Below are 22,948 nucleotides of genomic sequence, written 5' to 3'. Positions count from 1 at the left end.
TTTTTATTTAATGTAAATCTAACAAATAAACCTTAAATGAGTTTCGATTAATTAAACTCAATTACTTAATTTTTCACAAGCTTGAAGTGTATTGCTCATTAACATAGCGACCGTCATTGGTCCTACACCACCGGGAACAGGTGTTATCCAACCTGCGCGTTTTACGGCAGTATCAAATTCTACATCGCCAACAAGCTTACCGTCAGGTAAACGATTAATACCGACATCAATGACAATAGCGCCAGGTTTAATCCATTCGCCTTTCACATAATTGGCAATTCCGACCCCAGCGATAACAATATCAGCATTACTGACATGCTTTGCTAAATCGACCGTTCTGCTATGTGTAATTGTTGTTGTACAACCCAATAAAAGCAGTTCTAACGCCATAGGACGACCAACAATACTTGAAGCGCCAACTACAGTGGCATTTAATCCAGATAAATTGATACCGGTCGATTCAAGCATTTTAACCACACCATAGGGTGTACATGGACGTAAAAGGGGATCACGCTGTAACAAATGACCAATATTATACGGATGAAAACCATCAACATCTTTATTCGGATCGATTCGTTCAAGCACTTTAGTTTTATCAATATTTTCAGGGAGAGGAAGTTGCACTAATATACCATGCACATCAGATCGCTGATTTAATTCATCAATCAATGCTAATAATGATTCAGTCGTAGATGTGGGAAAATCATAAGCAAATGAAGCAAAACCAACATCATCACAAGCTTTTTGCTTATTGTTTACGTAGATTTTTGATGCAGGATCTGAACCGACTTGAATAACAGCAAGCCCAGGAATAGATAACCCATTTTCAACCCGAACTTTTACTTTATTAGCAATTTCGTTTCGTATTTGTTGTGCTAACGCTTTACCATTAATTATTTGTGCAGTCATGAGCTTCTATACTTACTTATCTTAAACACTAAAGTCTTTATTTTCGCAAAAGTTGTTATTAATGTCTATTCACTTATCGTTTGCTTGACTAAGTTCATATAATAACTGTTGATATTGTGTATCAACATTCGTAATTACCGAACAAATTTTACTATCAAAGGCTTTGAGTTTTGGCTTTTGAGTTTTCCACTCATTTTTCGATATTTGTTTAATTCCCCCATAATTTTTGAACAGGCGAAAATGCAAAATACTGTTACCGACAATATTATAAAAAATTCGTTGCCCAATCTGTTCACCATCTTTTTTTAAATTATTAAAATTTTTATAATAAAAATGGGTTTCATTATTTTCAGTGATAATCGATTGGTGTAATAAGTTTACTAATCGTTTATATAATTTTTTGAGTTGTTCATGTAATCCGCTATCATCATCCAATTTTGTAATAATGGCTTTTTTAAAGGTCGTATTAACTTCATCTAACAAATTCAATGCTTGTTGCTCTAATTCTGGCAGTTGTTGACGTAAAGCACGCTGAAATTTTAATGCATTTTGCTTCAATTGAGGGGAAGGCGAAACAGACCGATTATTGAAAATAATCTTTCCTGTTGGTGAAATCAATAAATCATTTTTATCATTAAAAATATGGACATTCTGTTTACTTATTACAATATCATAGCTGGGTTTTACTGCACATTCTTGGTTAGCAGCAAAAACAGTGAATGAATTAAACAATAATAAAAATAATAGTTTTTTTAACATATCAACTTTTATATATTAAGATTAGTTAAATTATAACCAGACTTTAAATAAAAAACATAACAAAATTTTTATTTGCCAGAATAAAATGACAAATTGCATGAGATAAAAAAACGCCATTAACAAAATCATATTTAGCATAATAACAACGAAACTTATCTTTACAAACAATATTAGTTTAAAACTGGGTAAACACATTTTTTAATAATTAAACTTTGTTAGAAATAATTAGTTTAAAATCAGACGTATTCATTAATTTTAACAGCTAATAATAAATTATTAATAGGTTTGAACTATAAAATTAAATATGATTTAGTGCTTTTTTTTCTAGAAAAGTTAAGTATAGTAACTATTATTAAATAACATATAAACCGAGGTGACCAATGTTTACTGTAATTTTTGGACGTTCAGGCTGTCCTTATTGTGTACGAGCAAAAGAATTAGCTGAAAAACTTTCTCAAGAGCGAGATGATTTTTCTTATCGTTATGTCGATATCAATGAAGAAGGTATCACTAAAGAAGATTTATCAAAAAGTATTGGCAAACCTGTTGAAACAGTACCTCAAATCTTTATTGATGAAAAACCGATTGGCGGTTGTACTGATTTTGAAGCTTATGCTAAAGCACACTTAGGATTATTTAAAGAGTAGTTTCAACACTTTTCCTTGATTGGTTATTAATACTATGCCACCATTTCAGTGGCATTTTTTTTAACGCCCTGGCAACTTCTTCCAAGTAACTTCGTTACGCAAATAAGTTGGTTCGACATCTTCAACATTCACTAACTCTTGTCTTTGCCATTTTTGGTTGGCAATAACGATCAAATCTTGTGCATGAGGTAACAAAAGATCGCTGCTTTTAATATCTGTTAACATTTCAGGATAAGTTTGCCAACCAGTACCAGCGCTAAAATAGTCATCTATACATTTTCGATTGACTCTATCAGCAACCTTTTCTGGGGCTATCACGCATTCATCGATCATCGCTTGCCATTGATCATTCACATATTGATACTGTCCTAAATAAACTTCGTTCATTCTGGCATCGATTGCGGCAATTACGTTTTTGGCTTGATTCAAACGTAGTGCGCCTTGAGCTAACGTCATCAATGTCGAGACACCAATCATCGGTCTGTCAATACCTAACGCTAATCCTTGAGCTACGCCAATACCTATTCTTACACCCGTAAAACTACCGGGTCCTTGTCCAAAAGCGATAGCATCAACTTGTGATAATAGGCAATCGGATTGTTTTAATATTTTATCCACCATAGGCAGTATTTGCTTGGTATGATCTCGAGCAGAAACAAGAAAATCATGCGTGATTTCATTTTGATATAATAGCGCAACTGAACACGCTTCAGTTGAGGTATCAATGGCTAAAATAGTACTCATATTTTTTCCAAAATAGTCCGTTTTTATCAGCTAGTGTTTAGCTAGCAAAAAATCAATAACCTTGTTCAGATCACGTGTTCGTGGCGATGGAGGCAAGCTATTAAGAAATATTGCGCCATAAGGTCTCATCACTAAACGGTTATCACAAATAATGATTGCCCCTCGATCATCATGATGACGAATCAATCGCCCTACCCCTTGTTTTAGCGTGATCACCGCTTCAGGTAATTGCACATCATTAAAAGCATCGCCACCTTGTAATTGGCAATCTTCCATGCGAGCTTTAATCAAGGGATCATCTGGTGACGTAAAAGGTAATTTATCTATAATAACACAAGAAAGCGTATCCCCTCTAACATCAATTCCTTCCCAAAAGCTACTGGTTGCAATCAATAGCGCATTGCCACTATTAATAAATTGTTCTAGAAGTTTAACTTTACTGGTTTCCCCTTGAACTAATACCGGTAACGCTGTCAGCTCCCGAAACCGTTTGGCTAACGCATTCATCATCGCATAGGATGTACACAGAAAGAAACAACGCCCATTATTCGCCTCAATCACTGGTAACAGTAGCTCTACCAATTTTTCTGCAATGCCATGTTCATTGGGTGAAGGCATATAACGAGGAACGCACATTATTGTTTGATGCAAATAATCAAATGGACTTTCTAATATTAACGAATCCGCATTGGTTAACCCTAAACGCTGGGTAAAATAGTCAAGTTGATTATTTACAGACAAGGTTGCTGACGTAAATATCCAGCTCCCTTTGCGTTCTGTTAATAATTCGGTAAATTTATCCGAGACAGATAATGGTGTTAAAGCAAAAACAAAATGATTAAAACTAGTCTCATACCAATAACTAAAGCCGGTTACATGTGTTTCTGTTAGTCTATCAAGCAACATTTTATATTGATTAACACGATCAAAACAATTATCTAAGGCTGATGAACGACCAACCGCTAATAACAAAACTTCATGACAAAAATTCAAGGTATCATAAAGATAAGCTATCTCTTTTTTGACTGATTCTTGATTGAATAAAAACCGCAGATTTCCTTTGGGTGCTTGTTGATTAATCGCAAGACGTAAATCTTGCGTGCATTTTTGCAATTTATCGGCACACTGCTGCAACTGCGACATATCTTTAACTTCAGTTCGATAGGTAAGATTAATCTCTTTAGCTAAATCAAAAAGCTGTCGACTGGTTAGTTGTTGCCCAAAATAGTGACAAGCAAGATCGGGTAATTGATGCGCTTCATCGAAGATCATCACTTCCGCTTTAGGAATTAACTCACCAAAACCAGTATCTTTCACAACAACATCGGCTAGAAATAGATGATGATTCACAACGACAATATCAGCATTCATGGCTCTTTTACGCGCTTTAACTACATAACAATCGTTATAATGTTCACAATCACTACCTAAACAACTATCATTGGTACTGGTCAATATAGGCCATATCGCATTGTCTTCTGTTACTGTCGTACATTTACTAATATCGCCATCTTTGGTTTTGATTGACCAATTTTTAACGCGTGCTAAATCAACCCGTAATCCTTTATCAAGGTCACCGGCTGCCGCATACTGATGATATAATCGTTCCAAACAAAGATAATTTGCTCGACCTTTTAATAACGAAATTTTACCAGTAAAGTCTAACGCTTTTTTGATAATAGGCAGGTCTTTACTAAATAACTGTTCTTGAAGATTTTTCGAACCGGTTGAGATGATAACTTTTTTATCACTCCGTAGTGCAGGGACTAAATAAGCAAATGTTTTTCCGGTACCCGTTCCCGCCTCAACAACTAATGATGTTTGATTTTTTATAGATTCTGAGATTTTACGTGCCATATTTTGTTGTGGCTCTCTTGCCACAAAGCCTTGAATAGTTTGAGCAAGCAAACCATTTTCAGAAAAATCATCAATCACTTAAATGCACCTAATTTAAAAAGATAATTTAGTTTATATGTTAACGCTAGAAAGTTTATTTAAGGAATAATTCAATATAAAGAAAACCTAGTATTTTCATAAAAAAGGGATGAATTGATTGTATTGGAATTGAACAACCCGTAACTTAAATAACCAATATACTATACCAATTATTTACAGCCAGCACTAGATATTATTAAAAACATGAGGATAATTACGTTATCAACCCGTCCCTTAATGATGTGACGATAAAACGGTTTATTAAGGGACGATGTTGTTAATATAATTAAAAATGCTATTGCCCAAAAAGCGTAAACTTTATTGGTTATTTAACCATTTCATGTATTCGGTAGTACCTTCGGTCACTGATTTGAATTGAATCGGACAACCCGAATTTCTAAATTTGGTTAAATCTGCTTGCGTAAAACGTTGATAACGTCCTTCTAAATGTTCCGGGAACGGGATATACTCAATTTCACCTTTTTTATGATAGTTAAGTACCGCATCGGCTACTGTTTGGAATGATTCAGCTTTACCGGTTCCACAGTTATAAATGCCTGATACTTTATTTTCCCAAAACCATAAATTGACATCAACCACATCTTCCACATAAATAAAATCACGTTTGAAAGTGTCACTACCGGCAAATAATTTAAGTTTTTCGCCTTTGTGAAGCTGTTCATTAAGATGATATGCAACGCTTGCCATACTACCTTTGTGTGTTTCACGAGGTCCATAAACATTAAAATAGCGAAAACCACATACTTGTGATTTAGCCGTTGGTAATACTTGTCTTACGTATTGATCAAATAAAAATTTTGAATATCCATATACATTCAACGGTTTTTCATAAGCTCTATCTTCGATAAAGTTGTCGCTACGTCCACCATAAGTTGCAGCGGAAGAAGCATATAAAAATGGTATATCAAATTCTAAACAGTAGTGTAGTAGATCTTTAGAATATTGATAATTGTTTTCCATCATAAATTTGCCATCCCACTCAGTCGTTGAGGAACAAGCACCTTGATGAAAAATGACATCGATATTTAAATTTTCGTTGGATAAAATGGTGACAATAAAATCATCTTTATCCATGTAGTCAGCAATATCGAGATCAACAAGATTAGAAAATTTTGTCCCATCCTTTAAGTCATCAACAACAAGGATATCTTTAAATCCTTTTTTATTTAGACCTCTTACAATATTACTACCAATAAATCCTGCCCCACCGGTCACAACAATCATAATAATTACCTTTTTAATTAATGAATAAAGATATTATATTGTATAATATCGTTATTTTCGAGTGTTCTTATTCAATCAGATTTAAATATTCTTTATTTGTTTTTCATAATTTGAAAAACATTTTATCTTATTAATGGTTATGTTTTACTGATACAAATTTTGGTACAATAAAAAAATCAAGACAAAACGATTAGACCTAGCCGATGCTTAAAAAAATTATCAATACAATTAGCAAATTAAACAGAAAACGAAATTATTTATTTAAAAATGTAAAACTTTTTATTTTGTCCTTTAAGCTGAAACGGTCTCAATTAGATTTATCAAAAATAAATAAAGTCACCATTCAAGCATGTAAAAATGGACTTGGCGATGCTGTTATCATATCAGGACTGCCTAAAATTCTCGCCACTCATGGTTTTGAAGTAACAGTGCTGACAAAAAAATCCAATGCTTTTTTATTTGAATCTAATCCTTATGTCAGTCAAGTTATTTGTCTTGACAGACCATTAACCAAATCGCAGATTCGTGTTTTAAAATCTTTAGAATGCGATCTATTTATTGATCCAAACAATAGAACCAGTTATTCCAATTGGATTTTTAAGATCATTAAGAAAATAAAACCTAAACATACTATTGGCTTTAACTATCCCAATTGTTACCGTGTATATGACTCAATCATTACCTATACAGATTTTAGTGCGCATTTTAGTCAAAGGTTTATGTATATTTTAAATAAAATTAATATACAAACAAGCGAAAATGATTACAAATATGATCTTCATTATTCCGATGAATATGATTTACAAGTTGAAGATCTTTTATCTAATTATCCATCTAAAAAGATCTGTATTTTTAATCCTTATGCATCCTCAGATCGCCGAAGTTTTTCAAGCAAACAGGCACAAGATATCATAGATCTTATGTCAAGTTACCCAGATATAGTCACCATTGTCATTGGTTTGCCAGATAAAATCAGTAAATTACATCCATCACCAAATATATTAATTAATCCACTCAATCATTTTTTTCATGCAGCATCGTTAGTTAAACATTGTGATTTTGTTATTTCGGTTGATACCTCTATTGTACATCTTGCCAATGCTTATAATAAACCTTTAATTAGTGTTTATAGTTCTGAAATAGATACTTTTGATCCCCGATATAAAAACAACGATGTGTATAAACCTAATTATGAAAATGCAATACAGATCATTGCACCCGATAACTCAGCCCGAAATTTAGATATTATGAACTTAAAACACTATATAGATCAGCTGGCAATAAATCCTTAATCAGATTTCAATAAAAAAGTTTTATTGCCATGATGTTTATACAGCGTAAGCAGTACTCACTTATAATGAATTAAAAAATATCGTTATAAGCCTGTTTTTCAAAAATATCTGTATCAAGAGCACTATCTAAAGACATATTTGTAACCTCTACCTTCAACGCTTTCATGACATAACTTGCATGCTCAAAAGCAGGAAGAATATTTTTTTCAAAATCAGATGCTAATTGTGAATAGGTGATATTATCAGGTGTTTCATAAAATCGAGGTAAATGGAAATTATTTAAGTCAACACCAGCTAAATAAAGTTGGTTAAAGCCTAAGTAAACGGCTATTTGAAGCGCCCAGTAAACGACAGTTTTAGCCGGAAATACACCATTGACAATATTTGTCTCAAAGGCTAATGGCTCATGTTCCCGATGATCATTATGATAGAAGTAAATACTTTTATTTCGAGTAGGATCTTTTTTAATTTCAGACAATGTTTGAATTGGTTGATAAGTCAGTTTGAATGCATCTTCAATTAACGCTACTTTACAACGAATGGATTGGTTACCGAAAAGGTTTATGATTTTCACTAATCCATCAACTTGTAAAAATAAGAGAAGATCTGGGTTAGCAATAATTTGTTCTACAATCTCAGGGCGTTGAGAAAAAAAGTGAATATCCGTGATAACGTAAAAATTAAAATTTATCTTGTCCTTTAGACAATATGAGCCATTTACCCCTAAAGTCAATACCGATGGAGAGTGTTTAAACGTTATTTGATTAATAGATGGCCCAGAAGCAACCATGATTAATTGACCGGTAAAGGCATGTTTCAATGACTTAAGATCGATGATAGGAATCGTGATCCCTTTATAAGCAAAATCGACTATTTGCCCACAATCCCCACGAGAGATTTTGACATGAGGCCAACGTTTACGGTTATGTTTATAACGCTTAGTGTGCGTTAGTCGATAGATTACTTTAAACAATTCATCACTTAATTTCATTTTGATTAACTTTATTTTTTGTTTTTAAGTTTAATATACATCAATGCATATTTTAAGGCTTTTAATACATGACCACTTTTAAAGAATTTTTTTGCATAGACTCGGCAATCAGTGGGTCTCATTTTATCTTGATAGCTGTCTAAACAACTATCTCGCCATGGCGTAAAATGTTTATAAAAAAGATACCAATTCTGGGCAGCACCCACATGCTCATGGTACCAAGGTTTTCTCGCTCCCGTAAAATGAATAAAGTAAGGTAAATTTTTTTCAGTTTCAAAAAACTTATCTTTGTCTTTTTCGTTAATCCATGTGAATAAGTAGTTCCAACTAGAATCAACGATTAACACATCATTTTGTAATACCATGTTAAGCGCATCTTGATCAGGATAACGCAACTGACCTTTATGTGATAATAAAAGCGTATTTACTTTATCTTCGGTGTTAAAATCATTCCAGTTTTTTACATTAATGTATAAAAAACCTGAATTAAAATAATGCGCAGTCGATAAGTTTAATCGTTGAATATTTTTAGAAACGTTTTCATTATTTAGTGAATCAATACTGGCCGCACACACGACATTATCGATGTCGATATCATTTATTGCTGATATATCTTTAAAACAAAGTATGTCAGCATCTAGATAAATTAATTTATCCACTTTTCCATTTAATAAACGCGGGACAAGTAGTCGAATAAACATGGAACGATTAAGATGCTTTATCGCATGTTCGTTATCATATTTGTCCAAACATGCTTTAGGTATAGGATAGACGATAATGTCTGAGCTTAAACGACTCAATTGATCAATATCGTCTTGTTCAACATCATAAAGAAAAACATGAAATTTTAACGCATTATTTAAATTGTTAAAATAGATTGATTGAATAGCTATCGCTACATATTTTAAGTAATTTTTATCTGAGCAAAAAGCGATGTTAATCGTATTCTGTTTATTCATCTAAATTATTTCCATGATGCACCATTTACTACAAATAATATTTTTAAATTAAATATCTTGCAATTATTCTTTTTACTCTTAAAAATCCTATAGTAGCGATATTTCCGGTTTTACTAATACAGCCTTTGATTATAGTTTATGTTTACTTAATTTATTGGAATTGTTTACCTGTGTATAAATTAAAGTATATTCCTTGTTTCTCTAATAAAGCTGCGTGATTACCTTGCTCGATAATATGCCCGTCATCAATGACTAGAATCTCATCGGCATTTTCAATCGTTGAGAGTCGATGGGCAATCACTAAAGATGTTCGACCTTTTTGTAATTCATCCAATGCTTTTTGGATGGCACGTTCAGATTCCGTATCTAATGCAGAAGTTGCTTCATCTAAGATTAAAATCGGGTTGTCACGCAATAATGCTCTTGCAATAGCAATACGCTGGCGTTGACCGCCGGATAATAATACGCCACTTTCCCCGACTTTGGTGTCAAAACCTTTTTCAAAATTCATGATAAAATCATAAGCAAAAGCCTTTTTAGCGGCTGCTTCTATTTCAGCTTGTGAATACTGATCAAGTCGACCATACGCAATATTATTGGCAATGGTATCATTAAACAGAAAAACATTTTGCGAAACTAATCCAATTTGGTTTCTTAAACAAAACAGGGTTAAGTCTTGGATGTCATGTCCGTCAATCAATATTTCACCTTCAGAAATATCATAAAAACGTGTCAGTAAATTTGTGATCGTTGTTTTCCCTGAACCCGAACGCCCAACAAAAGCCACGGTTTTTCCTGCCGAAACAGTAAAGCTAATATCTTGGATCGCGAGTTGTTGTCGAGTTTCATAACCAAAACTGACATGCTTAAATTCGATATCCCCTTTTACACGCTCAATGTTAAGTTTACCCGTGTCTTTTTCGACCGGTTGCTCCAAAATGGAAAAGAGTGTTTGACATGCCGCCATACCTTTTTGAAAACTCGCATTCACACTGGTCAAACTTTTGATAGGTTGCATAAGCGCAACTAAGGAAGAAAAAACAACCGTAAACTCACCCGCTGTGATATTTAAATCCGGATTACTTGCCGTTAATAAGACAAAAGCAATTGCAAATGAGATAACTAACTGAACAATTGGGGTAGAGAGCGCTGAAATAGAGACTAGTCTCATACCGTCACGACGAAACTTATTACTTATTTTAACAAAATTGTTCGACTCTTCGTCTTGAGCACCAAATACAATGATCTCACGATGACCTTTTAACATTTGTTCAACAGACATAGTGACATTACCCATTGAATTTTGCATGTTTTTAGCTAATCGTCGGAATTTCACAGAAATAAACGTAATTAAACCAATAACAATGGGAGTAATAATGATCAGTGACAATGATAATTGCCAACTGTTATAAAACATCGTATAAAATAGTCCACAAATGAATGCCGATTCACGAATAATAATAATTAAAGCATCGGATGATGACGAGGCTACCTGATCGGTATCATAAGTTATACGAGACAATAATCGACCATTCGAATTTTGATCGTAATAACTAACCGGCGCATCGACAAAATGGTTAAATAACCTTTGTCTAATCCGCATGACAATTTTACCAGAGATAAATGCTAACGAAACCGAATAGCCGTAGTTAGCGATACCGCGTAATAAAACCAACCCAAAAATATAGATGGGAGCCATAAGTAAAAAACTTTTATCACCATCACTAAACCCTCTATCTAAAAGGGGTTTTAATATTGCAATGAGTGATGTATCGGCAAATGCACTTAAGAAAAGTAATAATACAGAGACAAATAAAATAAGTTTATGCTCAATAATATATGGCCACAGTTTCAAAAACGTTTGCCATGTTGATGAATCTTTATCGAGATCATGCTTTTCTTGTTGATGTTTTTTAGTCATATTGTTCTTCATAAATAAATTAATGATATTACGCATTAAATTGCATTTTATGCATTTGAGAATAAATACCATTCAGCGCTAAAAGTGATTCATGATCGCCATCTTCAACGATTTTTCCCTCATCAATAACTAAAATTCGATCTGCTTTTTCAATGGTTGATAATCGATGTGCAATAATGATAGATGTACGATTTTTTTGCAAAATTTCAATGGCTTCCTGTACCAATCGTTCGGATTCATTATCTAATGCTGAAGTCGCTTCATCTAAAATTAAAATCGGGTTATTACGTAACAGAACTCTGGCAATTGCAATCCGTTGTCGCTGTCCTCCTGATAGCAATACGCCGTTATCACCAATTTCAGTATTAATACCTTGTTCCAATTTATCAATAAACTCTAAAGCATTTGCTAATTTTGCAGCGTGCATAATGGCTTCTTGAGAATGTTTTCCTTTCTCTCCATAAGCAATATTATCGGCTATTGTTCCATTGAATAAATGCACGCGTTGCGATACATATCCAATCTGGCTTCGTAACGATTTTAACGTGTAATCTTTTATATTAATCGAATCTAACAGAATTTCGCCATTTGTTACATCATAAAAACGAGGAATTAAACTGGCTATGGTGGATTTACCTGCTCCAGACCGTCCAACTAAAGCAACCGTTTGCCCCTCTTTTATCGTAAAACTGATATCATTGAGTGAGGGGGTATTTCGAGTAGGATAAGTATAGGTAACATGTCTAAACTCTATATTACCATTAACTTTATCTTTCTCAATTTTACCTTCATCTTCCTCTAATGGTGAATTTAAGATACCAAATAACGATTCACAAGCTACCGCACCTTTTTGTAATTCAACATGTAAACTGGTTAATTCACGAAGTGGGCGCATAACCGCTACCATAGCAGAAAATACCACGGTAAAAGATCCTGGCGTGATATCCAAACTTTCACTGGCAACCAGATACAAGATGCCCCCTAAACCTAAAGTTGCAATCAACTGGATGATTGGCGTTGACAATCTTGAAACAAATTCAATTTTTAATACGCCACGTCGCACAGTATCAGTTATTTGGCTAAAATTACGTTTTTCGTAATCCTTGGCATTAAATATTAGCACCTCTTTATGCCCGTTTAACATTTCATCGGCAGCAGTGGTGATTTCACCCATTCCTTTTTGCATCGATTTAATGGTTTCTCTAAATTTTTTGGCAATAAATTGTGCGATAAAAATGATTAAAGGAACAATGATAAATAGCACTAATGCTAATTTCCAACTACCATAAAACATGACACAACAAAGTCCGATGGCATAGGTGATTTCTCGAACCAAGATAATTAACGCATCGGATGACGCTTTGGATAAGAGTTGTGTATTAAATGTGATAACTGACACAAGATCACCCACAGAACTCTTATCATGGAAGCTAACGGGGCTTTTAACAAGATGATTGAAGATTAACTGCCTAAATTTGGTGACAACTTTGCCCGACAACCACGATAGACAGTAGGTCGATGCGTAGTTTGACAATCCTCTTAACAGTATTAAACCAATGATCGATCCGGCAATGATCATCAATAACGAATAATTTTTCCCCATTAAACCATGATCCAATAACGGTTTTGTAAGAGAAATTAGCGTAGCATCAGTAGCGGCATTTAATAGCAATCCAAACACGGCCGCAATTAATGCTTTTTTGTATGGTGCAACAAAAGGCCAAAGCAGTCTAAGTGTTTTCCAAGAGGTATATTTGTCCGACATAAAGTTAATTAAAAATTATCAAAATAATAGGTATTATACTACAAATAACGATGTCTCGTTAGTTTAATAAATGCTTAAAAGAGTCTTAATTAATTATTCCTACAATTAAACTTTGTTAAGTTAAAATAAAATAGAATCTTCTCACAAAAAAAATGCATATCTGCTCGATATGCATTTTGATCACCTAATGGTCGATTATTTTTTACATTTAGCAACTAATTGAGAGGTTGAATAACCTTCTATACGCTCAAGAATGATAGCCTCGCCACCATAACTTACTACTTTTTGCGCTTCAGGCCAATTATCAATGGTGTAGCCTTCTTTCGCAATCACATCAGGCCGAAGCTCTTCAACAATATGACATGCATTATCTTCATTAAATACGATGACATAATCAACTAATTCGAGTGAAGCCAGTAACGTGGCTCGAGTGTTTTGATCTTGAATTGGTCTATCTGCACCTTTATATTTTTTTATCGAATCGTCTGAGTTCACGCCCACAATAAGAATATCACAAACATTTTTGGCTTGTTGCAAAGAACTTAAATGCCCTAAATGTAACAAATCAAAACAGCCATTTGTAAATCCAATTTTTTTACCTCGTTTTTTTAATTCATCAATAATTGGCTTAGCGTCCGATAAACTAATAATTTTATTTATTCGATGACATTGACTTTCACATTTTTTTGTCGCTAATTTTGCTTTTAATTCATTAAATGAAACTGTGGCTGTACCTAGTTTTCCGACCACAATTCCTGATGCAATATTGGCTAATTGCATTGCTTCAGCGATTGGTGCTTTTGCACCTAAAGCAATACCTAATGTGGCTAAAGAGGTGTCTCCTGCACCTGAAACATCAAAAACTTCTTTAGCTTCTGTTGGTATTTTGACAATGAAATTTTTATTTTCACATGAAATATAAGCCATTCCATATTCACTTAAGGTCACAATAATATTTTTAATACCATATTGTTTTAAGAAAATATCAGCACCTTGTTTTAATTCATCATCAAATTGAGGGCTATCCGGATTGAGTTTAATGCCAGTTGCATCAAAAAATTCTTTGATATTTGGCTTAATTAATGTCGCACCACGATACTTAGAATAATCATTGCCTTTAGGATCGACAATAACTGGAATATTAAACTTATTACAAAGATTAATAATCATCTGTGTAGTTTCTTGATTAAAAATGCCTTTATTGTAATCCGATAACAAAACAATATCGGTCATCTTAATGGCTTGCTTCACTAACTTAGAAAATTTAGGGAGTAATTCAGGTACAAAAGGAAGTAACTTTTCAGCATCAGCACGAAGTAAATGATTATGATTAGCGATGAATCGTGTTTTGATAATTGTTGGATGATTTTTTAATCGATAAAGATGGCTATGGCTTCCTGCATTTTTCAAAAGTGAAGTAACAAGCTTACCGTTTGTGTCTAAACCAACAAATCCTAAAAAAGTAGGTTTACAGCCAAGAGAGGCTAAATTTGCCGCCACATTACCTGCCCCACCTAACATTACCTCTTCATGATCCAATCTGAAAATGGGTACGGGTGCTTCTGGAGAAATCCGCTCTACCGTTCCATACAAAAAACGATCCAACATAATATCCCCAATGACCGTTACTTTAGTATTTCTAAATCTATCAAGGTAAGAATAAAATTGATTCATATTAATATTTCCAGTTTATGCTATTTCAATATTTTTTTAATTTCTTCGAAAATCGAATTTGGTTTGATACTTTTCATGCAGATATGATTGTTATTCTTATTGATACAATATGATGCCCATTTATTATTTATCCATTCGCATGTTAAAGGACACGCACTGGAAGAAATATTGACATTATCTGAATAACCATAAAAGTCTGCAGAGGTCGGACCAAAAATCACGACAGAAACACCGCCTTGTAAAGACTTTCTTAAATGAACCATTCCACCTTCTCCGTCAATATGTAACATGGAATTTTTCAAAATAGCTTTCAACTGATTTAAGGTCGTTTTTCCAACTAAGTTTAAATCCGTGCCTTTAATTAACTGACATCTATCTGTCGATACACCTAATTGAACAATTTTGTATTCTGGAAACGCTGTTTTTATCAGTCTGACTAATTCATCATAGCATTCAAGTGGATATAATTTAGTGGATTCACTTTGAGGATTTGTTCCATCCACCCCACGATTAAGCGTAATAAACTTGGTATCGGCTAATTTTAGATCTTTTAAAACTTTTTCATCATCAGATAGTGCTGGTAAAAATTTATAATTGTTGCGATCAATATTCAAAAAACCATAAATATCTGGCTGTTGCAATCTATTTTGATTATTGATTATAGAATACTGAATACTTAATGAGTCAATTTTAGGTGGATCGTACACAATTTTACCATTTATTCGATAAAATTCTTCATACAATTTAACCAATTTTTTTAATTTCAAATTTACATTTGACGGGAGTAAAACTAAATTATTTTTAACTATTAGTGGAAAACGATCTATTTTAAAATCAAGTAAGTAAGCTACTCGATCTTGATTCCACTCATCTTTATGATAGATATTAAAGACTGATTCCCCAATCAATTCTTTAACTAATTTGGTATTCTTTACGAAAATATCGATAGTTTTAATTTCATCTTTCAAATAATCTAAGAGATAACTACAGTAATTAAGATTAATTAAGATATCACCAATACCCCCTGTAATGAAAAAAGATAAACGATCTAAGCGATATTCAATTTCATAGGGTTCATTAGTAATCGGATCAAATTTTTGCTTGTTTGATTTAAAGTCAAAAAGTTTACACAAATTCCACCACAACAATTTTAATGCAGCTTTTTTATACTTATTGGAATAAAGTGATTTATATTTGTTAACTTTTTGCTGTAATTTATCAAAATAGTTCATAATTGATTTCTTATTTACTCATATCGTTTCAATATTAAAATATATTTACATTAACCTAGCTTTTGGGCGGGGTATTATACCTTAAAATAAAGGAAAATTTTTAGAAAAATTTCTAATAATTAAAATTATTTTTAGAGCAAAAAAACTGAATAAATAAGTAATTATATTTATAACTTGAGTAAACAATCGTGTTCTTTAACTATACTTGTTTAGTCTTTGACCTTTCCAATAAAGCGACTATTGATAATAATTAATTTATACTTTCATTATGCTTTAAAAATTTTTTGACTTGTTCAAAAACAAAATTTGTATCTATAGATTTCATACAGATATGGTTGTTGAGACTATTGATGCAAGTTTTTGCCCATGTTTCATTTAACCATTCGCAACTAAATGGGCAAGCTTTAGAAGCGATATTAATATTATCAGCATATCCATAAAACTCAGCAGAGGTAGGTCCAAAAATTACTACAGACACCCCACCATTTAAAGCCTTTCTTAAATGTACCATTCCTCCTTCACTATCAATATGTAGTACAGAATGCTTAAGCAATACTTTAAGAGCGTCTAATGACGTTTCGCCAACCAAGTTAATATCAACATTATCAATTAGTTGACATCGATCGGTTGATGCGCCTAATTGAACAATTTTATAATTTGGATAATTGATTTTGATAAGATTCACTAAAGCATTATAATTGTGTAAGCTCCACAGTTTAGTGGACTCAATCACATTACCTTGATTATCAACGCCCCTGTTAATAGTAATATATTTACCCGGCTGGAGCCTTAAATTGTTTAATATTCTGTTTTCATGAAATATTTTAGGGGTATACTTAAAATTGCGGCTAATATTTAATAAATTAGCTATATCAGGTTGTTGTATTCTTTTATGTCCATTGATAAGCGAAAACTGATTAGTCATGCCGTCCATAAAAGGTAAATAATCAAAAAAACGGGTATTTTTCTTGTAAAAATCTTTGTAAACGTCAATAAGTTTAAGCAATTTTTTATTTTTGGAATGTTTTGAATAAATAAGATTATTTTCTAAAACTTGTGGGTATCTTACTAATCCTATTTTCAACAGATATTTATCATCTATTGGTTCTAAAACTGGATAAATATTAAATTCTGCTCCACCATCTAAAGATTTCACCATACCGGCATTGTTGACAAAAATATCGATGATAATGTTATTAGGCTTTAAATATTCTCGTAAATAACAAGCGTAATTAAAACCAATTAAAATATCACCGATTCCCCCTGATAAAATTAAGGCTATTTTATTTAGATTTTTCTTAGATATTTTATCTTTACTGGTTTTTAAACTAATTATTTGAACAATGTTCCACCAAATTAATTTAAGCGCAATTTTCTTGTCATTAACTTTGTATTTTGTTTTATATTTATTAACTTTTCTCTGTAACTCTTTAAGATAACTCATAATTAATATTACCCCATGTATTAATTTGAATTTTTTCATCCATTACAATTCGTAATTTAATAAACGCTATCAATTAAATGGGTTGCTACATTTCATGTTTACATCAAAACGTTAATAGCATTGACAATTTACCGCTTTTCTAACTTTCTAATCACTATATTACGTACTATTTTGCAATTGGGTTGAAACATTCAATTATTCGTTTGGTAAAATTAGCTAATATTTTAGTTAAAGGTTTGATATATTTTAATCACACAAAAAACTGACACAGATCATACAAGTGGTATTTATCACAAATCTGATCTCATTTTTCTATACAGTATCGTTTAACATTATAATATAACGTTTAAAGTGAACTTATCAATCATAGGTCAAATAACATCAGTCATGATTAAACACCAAAATCAGTATTCAATGTACGACAAAAATTTGATTTTTATAATGTTATTTAGTTTATAGCCAATTATTTAAAACAAAATGCCTTTATTTCAATTATAATTTTTAACTCAACATTCTGTATTTTTTATGCCAATCTATAGAAATCACACTCTATTAAAGATTTTTAGATTATTTCACGACAAAACGATTTTATTGACTCTTAATACTCAAATTTTATTACAGTGTTATATTTAATAATTGATAACTGGTCAACATTATTTTTATAAAAAAGTTAACTAATAATTCCAAACTCAATATTGGATGGCGCTAAGTTTATACTATTCGTTACTGAATTGGGAATGAAAGTTGGTAAATATTAATTTTTAAAGTTCGTTTGTATAAAAAATGATTAATTTACTTAACAATTGCAATCAACATGACCTAAAATCAAACGATTATCGAAAGCGTAAATTATATTACGCTCAAATTACACCAACGGTCTGAAATTTTTTAATGTTTCTTTAATCTGTTCGATAATTAATTGGATATCTAGTTCAGCAATCGGATCGCCTGCCTTTGTAATCTTGTTTTGTTGTGTAAATAAAAGTTTAGCGTTCGTGCCGATAGGTGCCCAAACTTTATTCAGATTAAAACCCGCATTAAAACGATTATTATAAACGGCTATCATGGGTTTATTATAAGTTGATGCAACATGCACAACCGATGTATCCACACTGATGACTAAATGACATAGCGAAACAAGCGCTGATGCCACAACAAAAGATGGATTTCTATTAAGATGAATATTCGGTAATTCATCAATACCACAAATTTGCTTCTGTTCTCCGACAATAATGGTAGTACAATTTTTTTGTTGTGATAAAAAGGCGTTAATTCGTTTTATTTGTTCATGCGAAAAACTTTTCGCTTCAGACGATCCAAATGGATTAAAAACAATAATAAATTTATCCGATCCATTACACACTTGGTCAATAAACTTTTTAGCTGCTAATAATTCATCATGATAAATATTAAGATGATATTGAACACAATTATAACTAATTTTTAGAAGATCTAGAATCATACAGCTTCGTTTAGTGATATGAGCGTTCACCTCGTTAAAATCAATTGAAGTATCATATTGTAAGAATTTAGATTGATTAAACCCTATGGTATGCGTGGGGTTAAAAGATGAGATAAGTTCAACCCTTCTAATACTGTTATCGCCTTCATCATAAAGATCAATGGCAAGATCTATCGAAATATTTTTTGCGGTTTTGCAAAATTTTTTTATCTCTTTTTTATTAAAAAAGTATGCATTGTCGACTTCAATAAAACCATTAAATAAAAAGCTTAACCGTTCATCCACAACAACATTTACTTGATAATTTTTCTGTCTTAATTCATTAATAAGAAAAGATGCAACAATTGCATCACCAATACCAAAATCGCACATGACTATTAATAATGAGTGATATTTTTCAGCATCAAAAACGGTTTGATTTAATTTTCGTTTATTAAGTTGATTTGTTTTCAGATTATTCTTAATCTTTTTAATTAAAAAATTTCTATATCGATTAAGGCGTTTGAAGCATTCAATCATTCTTTATTGTCTCGTTAGTTTTCCATAATAAATAGTTCAACAATTTTATTTTATAAAACAAATCAATCGTAATTTTCAATCGGATTTTTTCAAAAATAATCATCGATTCATACCATATTCCCGTAATTTATTGGCGATTGCAGTATGTGAAACGCCTAACCGTTTCGCCAATTTACGGGAACTTGGATATTTATCGTATAACTGTAATAAAATCTCTTTTTCAAACTGTTTGGTCATTTCATCTAATGTCTTATTTTCGATATTATCAATGCCAGATATTTTTGATGAAGTTTGCACCGGTAACTCAATATCATTGACGGTCAATTTAGTTGAAGTCAACTGAGATAGAGCGCAATAAAGGATATTTTTTAGTTGTCTTACATTCCCAGGCCATGAGTAGCGAGCTAAATAGTCAAAAACTTCATTATCGACATTCGGGGCAGGGATGCCTTGTTTATCGGCAAATTCATTGACAAACATCATGGTTAGCGGAGCTATGTCTTCTTTACGCTCACGTAATGAAGGAAGATGTAATGAAAGTACATTGAGCCGATAATAGAGATCTTTTCTAAATTTTCCTTGTTCGACTAAATCGGCTAAATCAACTTTTGTGGCACAAATAATACGTACATCAACATACACCTCATTATCATCACCAACCCGACGAAAATAGCCATCATTAATGAAACGTAATAACTTGGTTTGCATTTGGAAAGACATTTCGTCAATGCCATCAAGTAAAACCGATCCGCCATTAGCCTGTTCAAAAAAACCTTTTTTACTTTCTATTACCCCCGGGTAAGCACCGGCTGCATGACCGTAAAGTTCGCTTTCAACCACTTCGTCTGGCATTGCAGCACAATTTAATGCTAGAAAAGTCTGATCCCCTCGTGAACTGTATTGATGACAGGCATAAGCAAGCAGATCTTTACCGGTGCCAGTTTCTCCCGAAATTAATAGTGGTTCACGTTGCATCGAAAACGCTTTTGCTTGTGCAATTAATTTTTGCATGGCATTACTTTGGATCGCAAAAATGTCAAAAGCCTGACTTGCCACAACATGAATTTTAGATAATCTTTTTTTAAGATATTCTAAGGGTTGGATAATAAAAATAGTTTTTGATGTTTCGTTAACTTTTTGCAACAGATAATACTGAGCATTAAGTACAATAATGGTATCATCTAGCTCATCAACACTTTGCATCTTATCCAATTGAAATATTGTCTGAAAGTCAAACGGTTGCTGTAACGTTAACAAAGTCGATGAAAGTAACGCTTGAGCCTTGTCGTTATATGCTATCAGTCGTTTATTATGATCAATTTCAATGATGGCTACTTGCATTATAGTCCGCCCATTTTTTGTTTAGTTTCATCAAATTATTATATCGATTTTGCCAATCAGCTGTTTTGATTAAATCCTCATAGCTGATTTTGTTTTTTGTTAATAGCGATTGCGCTTTGGTTGATCTTAGGGAATGTTGTTTATCTAAACTTTCCAATTGATCTAAAATCGCAAAAGTTCCTTGACGGTTATTACACGCTAACAACAGATCACAACCTGCTGCTAATGCAATTTTGGCTCGCTCAGCGTAATTTCCCATGACAGAAGCCCCTTCCATCGATAAATCATCCGAGAAAATGACACCATCAAAATGTAATTGTTGACGAAGCACTGTTTTAAGCCAATAGCTTGAACCGCTCGCTGGTTTATCATCAAACGCTGGATAGATAACATGCGCAGGCATAATTGCATCAAGTTTTTTATCAGCAATTAACCTGGAAAATATTTGCATATCATGTTCAATTAATGATTGATTGCGATGATCAACTGGTGTTTCTTTATGAGAATCAGCAATAACATGACCATGCCCTGGAAAATGTTTACCGGTTGTTTTCATTCCTGCACTATGCATACCATCAATCATGGCTGATGCAATTTGGTATGCGATATCAACATCTTGATGAAACGAACGTGAGCCGATAGCTAAACATTCATGACCTAAATCTAATACGGGCGCATAACTCAAATCAATATCAAAAGCAATTAATTCCATTGCTAACAACCAACCGGCATCAAAAGCTAGGGACTTTGCTTGTTCAATATCATTCAGTAACGCATACGATTGTGCAGGGGGAATTAATGTAAAACCTTGTCTAAAACGCTGAACCCGCCCCCCTTCATGATCCACTGAAATTAATAATCGTTCTGGGGATACTGAACGAATCTCTTTTATTAATTCTGATAATTGTTCTACATTCTGAAAATTACGGCTAAATAAAATGACGCCCGCAACTAAAGGATTTTGTAACAGCGTTTGATCTTCTTTGGTTAAGGTCGTCCCCTCAAAATCAATTAATAGCGGTCCCATTACTCATTTGCCTCAGTTTGATTATTATCAGTTTGCGTCTTTGGCTGAGCAAAATCTTTTGAAGTTACTCTCCCTAAAATTTCGCCATTTTGGGTAGAAAGTAATTCCATTGAAAGATCAGCATCTGTACCATTATCATCATTAGGTAATTGATAAAGTGTGGTAAACAATACATATTGCGCATTGATTGATTTAGCTAACCCAATCATTTTTCCTCGAGACACAAATTTATCATCCGAAGCAATACCGATTGCTTGTTTAGCTTGATTTATTGATTGCTTATTAACAACTGAAAAAATGGGTTGCTTACTCATTAGCTGGTGTAGCGCTTCATCAATTTGATTATTTGCAACAAATTCACCTGTGCGATTTTGTATATCACTGATTAATAATACTCTATTGCCTTCAGGGATTGATGAGGATTGTAATATTTTAGTAATAAATGGCGATAAAATACTTCGCCAATCTGTTTTTTTAACAATTTGCGGTGGAGTTTCTATAATGCCTATTGGTGAATTATCAATTGGAGGAGTATCGACTGTTTTTTTGGAATCAAGAAGATGACAACTCGCCAATAAACTGACAAATGTACTAACTGCTAATAACCTTATAATTTTTCTCATATTAAATTAACCTATTAATCGCCCCAAATTTTTTCCACCGATTAGATGCATATGAATATGAAAGACCTCTTGTCCAGCATCTTTATTACAATTCATGATTAATCGATAACCACTTTCATCAATTCCTTCTTGTTTAGCAATGTTAGCTGCCACAATCACCATATGTCCAAGTAACTGTTCATCTTGTTCAGTCACATGATTAACGGTTGGAATAAGTTTGTTTGGGATGATCAAAATGTGAGTGGGGGCTTGTGGTGAGATATCTCGAAAAGCGGTTACTTTATCATCTTGAAAAACGATATCTGCGGGAATTTCATGTCGGATAATTTTACTAAAAATAGTTTCTTCTGCCATTATATTTTCCTTATATAAAACCCGATAAAAGTTAAATTTGTGAAAGCATAACATACTTTTATTATAAAAGTGTATAGATAACGTTACAATTTACAGAAACAAAAA

The 22,948-nt window shown here is 32.7% G+C and carries 19 protein-coding genes; 2 read left to right on the top strand and 17 right to left on the bottom strand.

Going from position 1 to position 22,948, the window contains the following annotated elements:
- Positions 1-57: 57 nt before the first annotated feature.
- A complete protein-coding gene (gene folD / locus A9G10_RS09020) occupies positions 58-909 on the bottom strand; it encodes a bifunctional methylenetetrahydrofolate dehydrogenase/methenyltetrahydrofolate cyclohydrolase FolD (protein ID WP_065559210.1) in 852 nt (283 codons plus the stop codon).
- A gap of 69 nt (positions 910-978) precedes the next feature.
- A complete protein-coding gene (locus A9G10_RS09015; protein WP_065559209.1) occupies positions 979-1,668 on the bottom strand; it encodes a DUF2884 family protein in 690 nt (229 codons plus the stop codon).
- A 380-nt stretch (positions 1,669-2,048) separates the two neighbouring features.
- Between A9G10_RS09015 and A9G10_RS09010 the strand changes: the two genes are divergently transcribed.
- Positions 2,049-2,315, top strand: coding sequence for a GrxA family glutaredoxin (locus A9G10_RS09010; RefSeq protein WP_065559208.1), 267 nt, complete (start codon positions 2,049-2,051; stop codon positions 2,313-2,315).
- A 60-nt stretch (positions 2,316-2,375) separates the two neighbouring features.
- Here the strand turns inward: A9G10_RS09010 and tsaB are convergent, their stop codons facing one another.
- The 3 genes from tsaB to rfaD form a co-directional block, all read right to left on the bottom strand.
- On the bottom strand, positions 2,376-3,059 hold the full coding sequence (gene tsaB / locus A9G10_RS09005; RefSeq protein WP_065559207.1) for a tRNA (adenosine(37)-N6)-threonylcarbamoyltransferase complex dimerization subunit type 1 TsaB: 684 nt from the start codon (positions 3,057-3,059) through the stop codon (positions 2,376-2,378).
- A 30-nt stretch (positions 3,060-3,089) separates the two neighbouring features.
- Complete coding sequence (locus A9G10_RS09000; RefSeq protein ID WP_065559206.1) at positions 3,090-4,994, bottom strand: ATP-dependent DNA helicase; 1,905 nt, start codon at positions 4,992-4,994, stop codon at positions 3,090-3,092.
- 318 nt (positions 4,995-5,312) lie between these two features.
- A complete protein-coding gene (gene rfaD, locus A9G10_RS08995) occupies positions 5,313-6,239 on the bottom strand; it encodes an ADP-glyceromanno-heptose 6-epimerase (RefSeq protein ID WP_065559205.1) in 927 nt (308 codons plus the stop codon).
- A gap of 203 nt (positions 6,240-6,442) precedes the next feature.
- Here rfaD and A9G10_RS08990 point away from each other — a divergent pair, with 203 nt between their 5' ends.
- Complete coding sequence (locus A9G10_RS08990; RefSeq protein ID WP_065559204.1) at positions 6,443-7,531, top strand: glycosyltransferase family 9 protein; 1,089 nt, start codon at positions 6,443-6,445, stop codon at positions 7,529-7,531.
- Between the two features lie 70 nt (positions 7,532-7,601).
- Here the strand turns inward: A9G10_RS08990 and A9G10_RS08985 are convergent, their stop codons facing one another.
- From A9G10_RS08985 to A9G10_RS08930, 12 genes are all read right to left on the bottom strand, one after another.
- Entirely contained in the window at positions 7,602-8,522 is a 921-nt protein-coding gene (locus A9G10_RS08985; protein ID WP_065559203.1) for a hypothetical protein, read from the bottom strand.
- 11 nt (positions 8,523-8,533) lie between these two features.
- On the bottom strand, positions 8,534-9,481 hold the full coding sequence (locus A9G10_RS08980) for a glycosyltransferase family 8 protein (protein WP_065559202.1): 948 nt from the start codon (positions 9,479-9,481) through the stop codon (positions 8,534-8,536).
- Positions 9,482-9,632: 151 nt separating this feature from the next.
- Complete coding sequence (gene msbA / locus A9G10_RS08975; RefSeq protein WP_065559487.1) at positions 9,633-11,402, bottom strand: lipid A ABC transporter ATP-binding protein/permease MsbA; 1,770 nt, start codon at positions 11,400-11,402, stop codon at positions 9,633-9,635.
- Positions 11,403-11,430: 28 nt separating this feature from the next.
- Complete coding sequence (gene msbA / locus A9G10_RS08970) at positions 11,431-13,167, bottom strand: lipid A export permease/ATP-binding protein MsbA (RefSeq protein WP_065559201.1); 1,737 nt, start codon at positions 13,165-13,167, stop codon at positions 11,431-11,433.
- A 195-nt stretch (positions 13,168-13,362) separates the two neighbouring features.
- The gene (rfaE1, locus tag A9G10_RS08965; RefSeq protein ID WP_065559200.1) at positions 13,363-14,841 is read right to left on the bottom strand and encodes a D-glycero-beta-D-manno-heptose-7-phosphate kinase; all 1,479 of its coding nucleotides are present in this window, start codon (positions 14,839-14,841) and stop codon (positions 13,363-13,365) included.
- Positions 14,842-14,861: 20 nt separating this feature from the next.
- Complete coding sequence (locus A9G10_RS08960) at positions 14,862-16,073, bottom strand: glycosyltransferase family 9 protein (protein WP_065559199.1); 1,212 nt, start codon at positions 16,071-16,073, stop codon at positions 14,862-14,864.
- Positions 16,074-16,323: 250 nt separating this feature from the next.
- Positions 16,324-17,556, bottom strand: coding sequence for a glycosyltransferase family 9 protein (locus A9G10_RS08955; RefSeq protein WP_065559198.1), 1,233 nt, complete (start codon positions 17,554-17,556; stop codon positions 16,324-16,326).
- 826 nt (positions 17,557-18,382) lie between these two features.
- The gene (locus A9G10_RS08950) at positions 18,383-19,498 is read right to left on the bottom strand and encodes a glycosyltransferase family 9 protein (protein WP_065559197.1); all 1,116 of its coding nucleotides are present in this window, start codon (positions 19,496-19,498) and stop codon (positions 18,383-18,385) included.
- A gap of 99 nt (positions 19,499-19,597) precedes the next feature.
- A complete protein-coding gene (locus A9G10_RS08945) occupies positions 19,598-20,839 on the bottom strand; it encodes a sigma 54-interacting transcriptional regulator (protein ID WP_065559196.1) in 1,242 nt (413 codons plus the stop codon).
- Positions 20,820-21,866 carry a beta-N-acetylhexosaminidase gene (nagZ, locus tag A9G10_RS08940; protein WP_065559195.1) on the bottom strand — a complete coding sequence of 349 codons (1,047 nt, stop codon included), beginning with the start codon at positions 21,864-21,866 and terminating at the stop codon, positions 20,820-20,822. The genes A9G10_RS08945 and nagZ overlap by 20 nt, the downstream gene beginning before the upstream one ends.
- Positions 21,866-22,489 carry a hypothetical protein gene (locus A9G10_RS08935; RefSeq protein WP_065559194.1) on the bottom strand — a complete coding sequence of 208 codons (624 nt, stop codon included), beginning with the start codon at positions 22,487-22,489 and terminating at the stop codon, positions 21,866-21,868. Before A9G10_RS08935 ends, nagZ begins: the two co-directional genes overlap by 1 nt.
- Before the next feature lie 6 nt (positions 22,490-22,495).
- Positions 22,496-22,843, bottom strand: a complete 348-nt coding sequence (locus tag A9G10_RS08930; RefSeq protein WP_065559193.1) for an HIT domain-containing protein — start codon at positions 22,841-22,843, stop codon at positions 22,496-22,498.
- Between the last annotated feature and the right edge of the window lie 105 nt (positions 22,844-22,948).

The sequence above is a fragment of the Gilliamella sp. wkB308 genome (assembly GCF_001690185.1).
GTDB lineage: Bacteria > Pseudomonadota > Gammaproteobacteria > Enterobacterales > Orbaceae > Gilliamella > Gilliamella apicola_I.
This window is presented reverse-complemented; position numbering and strand designations above follow the sequence as displayed.